Annotated in this window: 4 protein-coding genes; 2 read left to right on the plus strand and 2 right to left on the minus strand. The window is 69.4% G+C overall.

The window, feature by feature from the left end; genetic code table 11:
- Window positions 1–1,067 (plus strand): beta-ketoacyl synthase N-terminal-like domain-containing protein (locus ACFWF3_RS26175; protein WP_379315968.1); only part of this gene is annotated, 1,067 nt, incomplete at its 5' end.
- A 1-nt stretch (window position 1,068) separates the two neighbouring features.
- Here the strand turns inward: ACFWF3_RS26175 and ACFWF3_RS26180 are convergent.
- A complete protein-coding gene (locus tag ACFWF3_RS26180; protein ID WP_378994126.1) occupies window positions 1,069–2,892 on the minus strand; it encodes a GAF domain-containing protein in 1,824 nt (607 codons plus the stop codon).
- A 139-nt stretch (window positions 2,893–3,031) separates the two neighbouring features.
- Between ACFWF3_RS26180 and ACFWF3_RS26185 the strand changes: the two genes are divergently transcribed.
- The gene (locus ACFWF3_RS26185; RefSeq protein ID WP_378637062.1) at window positions 3,032–3,814 is read left to right on the plus strand and encodes a sigma 54 modulation/S30EA ribosomal C-terminal domain-containing protein; all 783 of its coding nucleotides are present in this window, start codon (window positions 3,032–3,034) and stop codon (window positions 3,812–3,814) included.
- A 4-nt stretch (window positions 3,815–3,818) separates the two neighbouring features.
- On the opposite strand, the gene ACFWF3_RS26190 is transcribed toward ACFWF3_RS26185, so the two are convergent.
- Window positions 3,819–4,268, minus strand: a 450-nt coding sequence (locus ACFWF3_RS26190) for a LuxR C-terminal-related transcriptional regulator (protein ID WP_379315970.1), incomplete at its 5' end; no start/stop codon positions are given.

The raw sequence follows: 4,268 nt of genomic DNA on the forward strand, positions 1-4,268 counted from the left end.
ACCCGGCAGCCCGTTTGTACCCCGGTTACGGGCCCGGACGTGATCAGCACGCCTGGGTCGGGCTGATTCCCGACGGTGGTGACGCAGCCTACGGAACCGGTCTGTTCGGGCGTGCCGTGTTCGCCGCGGCCGCCGAGGCGATCGCCGACGCGCAGGAACGCGGGTGGCGCCGGGAGGGGCGCACCGTCGGCCTCGTGCACGCGTTCACCCTGGGCGATGTCGCCGATTGGCGCGATTTCTACCGTCGTGACGAGGGCCACCGGCGCTCACGCGACTATCTGCGGATGCTGCCGTCGACACCCATTTCGGTGGTGATGCAGGAGTTCGGTTTCCACGGGCCCGCGATGAACGTGTCGGCGGCGTGCAGTTCGGGCACCGTCGCGCTGCTGACGGCGAAGATGTGGCGTGACGCGGGTCTGGTCGACGATGTGTTGTGCATCACCACCGACCTGTCGGCTACTCCCGACATGCTCGAACATTTCGTCGGTCTGGGTGCCGCGATCGCCGATGCCGACCCGTTCACCGCCTGCAGGCCCTTTCAGGAGGGCACCCTCGGTTTCACGATGGCCGAGGCGTCGGTGGCGCTGCTGCTCACCGACGCGGTCGAGCGGCCCTATGCGCGGCTGCTCGGCGGCGCGATGACCAACGACGCCTTCCATGTCGTCTCGGTCGATCCCAGCCACACCCAGATCATCGCCTGCGTCCGGCGCGCTCTGGCCGACGCGGGGATCGACGCCGGCGACGTGGCGTACTACAACGCGCACGGCACCGGGACCAGGCAGTGCGATGCCGCCGAACGCGACGTGCTGCGCACCGTCTTCGACGACCGGCCCGCCATCGCCGCGCTCAAACCGCTCACCGGGCACTGTCAAGGCGCCTGCGCGGCGGTCGAAGTCGCCGCGATCTCGCTGTCCTACGAGCGCGGCATCGTCGCGTCGGCGCCGGCTGTGGCGACCGCGCACCCGCGACTGCTCAACGGCCCGACCCCGCTGCTCGACGGCGCGACGCTGAAACTGTCGATGGGAATGGGCGGCAACAACGCCGCCGTGGTCCTGGCCGCGGCCTGACTCAATCCTCGCCCGTCTCGGGTCCGGCGGCGAGGGCGAACCCGCCGGTCGTCGGCGCGTCCTGGGGCAGGGGCACCGCCCAGCGCAGCTGTGTGCCCGGCATCTCGGGGTGATTGCCGTCGGCGTCGGGGCGTTTCGCCGGACCGACCTCGAAATACCCGCCCGCCTCCTGCGCGCGCTGCTCGAGATTGCGCAGCCCGCTGCGGATGACGTGGTTCGGAATGCCCCAGCCGTTGTCGGACACCGTGATCACCAGATCGTCGGCCACCTCGATCACGATGGCGACGGTGTCGGCACCGGAGTGGCGCACCGCGTTGCTCACCGCCTCGCGCACCACCGCCTCGGCGTGGTCGGCCAGCTGCGGATCGAGGACCGACAGCGGGCCCGACACCTGGATCGTCGCGCGCAGGGCGATATCGGAGGTCTGGCGACGGATCGCCACCTCGAGGCGCTGCTGCAGCCCTTCGCTGTGACCGGAGCCGCTGGCGTGCAGATCGAAGATGGAGGTGCGGATCTCCTGCACCACCTCCTGCAGATCCATGATCACCGTCGAAAGCCGTTGCCGCACTTCGGGAACCACTGCCTTGGGCAGGGTCGCCTGCACGGTGAGGCCGATCGCGAACAGGCGCTGGATCACATGGTCGTGCAGGTCGCGCGCGATCCGGTCGCGGTCGGCGACGAGGTCGAGTTCGCGCATCCGCTGCTGCGCGTCGGCCAGCCGCACCGCCAGCGCGGCCTGATCGCAGAAGGCCGCCGTCAGCTCGAGCATCTCGTCGGAATACGGCGCGAAACCCGGCGGCCGGAACGTCACCAGGACGCCGAGGGTGGCATCGGGGGTGCACAGCGGCAGCACGAGAGCCGGTCCGGCGCCGGGCAATTCGGCCACGGGGAACTCGACGCCCAGTGTCACCTGCGACACGTCGTCGAAGCGCAGCGGTGTGCGTCTGCTGAAGGCGTCGCCCACCACCGTCCCCGCGATCGGGATGGTCTGCCAGTCCTGGCCCGCATCGGGGCCGGTCCACTGGGTGACCACCAATTCGCTGATCTCGCCGGGCAATTCGTCGGGCACCGGCACCGAGGCGAGAAACGCCTGATGCGATCCGGTGAGCCCGCGCGCGTGATCGACCACATGGCCGAGCACCCGATCGGATTCGGTACCGGCCAGGAATTCCGTCGCGATATCGCGCGTCGCCTCGATCCACGCCTGCCTGGTGCGTGCCTGCTCGTAGAGTCGCGCGTTGTCGACCGCGATGCCCGCGGCGGCCGCCAGCGCCAGTACCAGGACTTCGTCTTCCTCGGTGAACGGCTGACCGTCGGACTTCTCGGTCAGATAGAGACTGCCGAACACCTCGTCCCGAATGCGTACGGGCACACCGAGGAACGTGTGCATCGGCGGATGTCCCGCCGGAAACCCGATCGAGGATTCGTGCTGGGTGAGATCGGCCAGCCGCAGCGGCGCCTTGTGCGCGAACACCGCGCCGAGTACGCCGTGGCCCGCGGGTAATCGCGCGATCCGGTCGCGGATCTGATCCGGCATGCCCTCGTCGATGAACTGCGCGACCTGCTGATCGTGGCCGCGGACCGCCAGCGCGCCGTAGCGGGCGTCGACCAGGCTCATCGCGGTCCGCACGATGGTGCGCAGGGTTTCGTCCAGGTCCAGACCCGCGGTGACGGTGAGCATGGCCTCGACGAGGCCGTCCATCCGATCGCGCGAACCGATCATCACTTCGACCCGATCGGCGACCTCGCCGAGCAGGCTGCGCAACATCTGCCGCGACACCGTCTGGTCAGCCGAATAGCGGCCGCCCCGACCGTCGTTCGCCATCGCAGTACCCCGTCTTCGCAGCTCCTCGAGTGAGTCGAAGCAAAGTCTAGTCCGCAATGAGGGGACTTTCGGCCCTTCACTCGCACCGGCGGTAGTGGTGGCATTGGGCACCGGGAATTGGGATCGAGAAGTGGGGCACATGATGAATTCGTTGTCGAGCACCCAGCACTGGACGACCGCCGCGGACCCGGAGCTCGCCGTGACCACGCGTGGCGAAGTGCCGGCCCAGGACGTCACCCGTGCTGTTCGGGCCATCACCCGCGTGATGCGCAGGCATCATCTCGACAGTCCGGCCAGGGTGCGCGTCACCGCGCCGCAGGGGTACGACGAGCCGACCCTGGTGCAGGCCAATATCCGTACCAACGACACCTTCACCCGTGTCCAGGTCACCGGCCCCGGCGGTTTCGCGGTCACCTTCGCCGCCGAACGGCTCGACCGTCAGCTCGCCCGCCGCGCGGGCAAGGAAGCGCGTGGCGCGTGGCCCGACCCGGCCCGTCGGCCGCTGGCCCAGATCACCGAGACGCGGCCGATCATCCGTCGCAAGGACTGTGCCCTGATGACCGGAACGCCGCTGGAAGCCAGCACCGTGCTGGACGCGATGGACTACGACGCCTACCTGTTCACCGACGCCGACACCGGTGAGGACGCCATCGTCACGTGGGCCGACCCGCACGGCGTCGCGCTGGCCAGGCAGCGGCTCACCGCCGCGGCGGACTCCTCGGCCGAGCTGCCGTTGACCGCTAGCGCGATGCCGGTCCGGGTGGTGCAGGACGCGGCTCCCGTCTTCGCCGAGGACGAGGCCTCCGACGCGCTGTGCGCCGCCGGGCTGCCCTACCTGTTCTTCACCGACAGCCACACCGGCCGCGGCAACCTGCTCTACCGCCGCTACGACGGGAACCTCACCATCGTCGTCCCGTCCTGAACCGTCACGGCTCGCGGAGTTTCGTCGCCAGGACGGCCGCCTGGGTGCGGCGTTCGACACCCAGTTTCGCCAGCAGTCGCGAGACGTAGTTCTTGACCGTCTTCTCCGCGAGGAACATACGTGCGGCGATCTGCCGGTTGGTCAGACCCTCACCGAGCAGTTCGAGTAGCCGGCGTTCCTGGTCGGTGAGCCCGGCCAGCGGCCCGGAGGGTTCGGCGCTGCGGCGCAGCCGGGCGCGCAGGGCGTCGGCGGCGCGGGTATCGAGCAGCGAGTGGCCCGCGCCCACCTGCTTGATCGCGTCGGCCAGTTTCATCCCGTCGATGTTCTTCACCACATACCCGCTGGCGCCGGCCAGGATGGCGTCGAGCATGGCGTGCTCGTCGGAGAACGAGGTCAGGATCAGGCAGTGCAGGTCGTCGAATTCGGCCAGCAGGTTGCGGCACAGCTCGATGCC

Source organism: Nocardia sp. NPDC060220 (genome assembly GCF_042727815.1).
In the GTDB taxonomy this organism is placed as follows: domain Bacteria; phylum Actinomycetota; class Actinomycetes; order Mycobacteriales; family Mycobacteriaceae; genus Nocardia.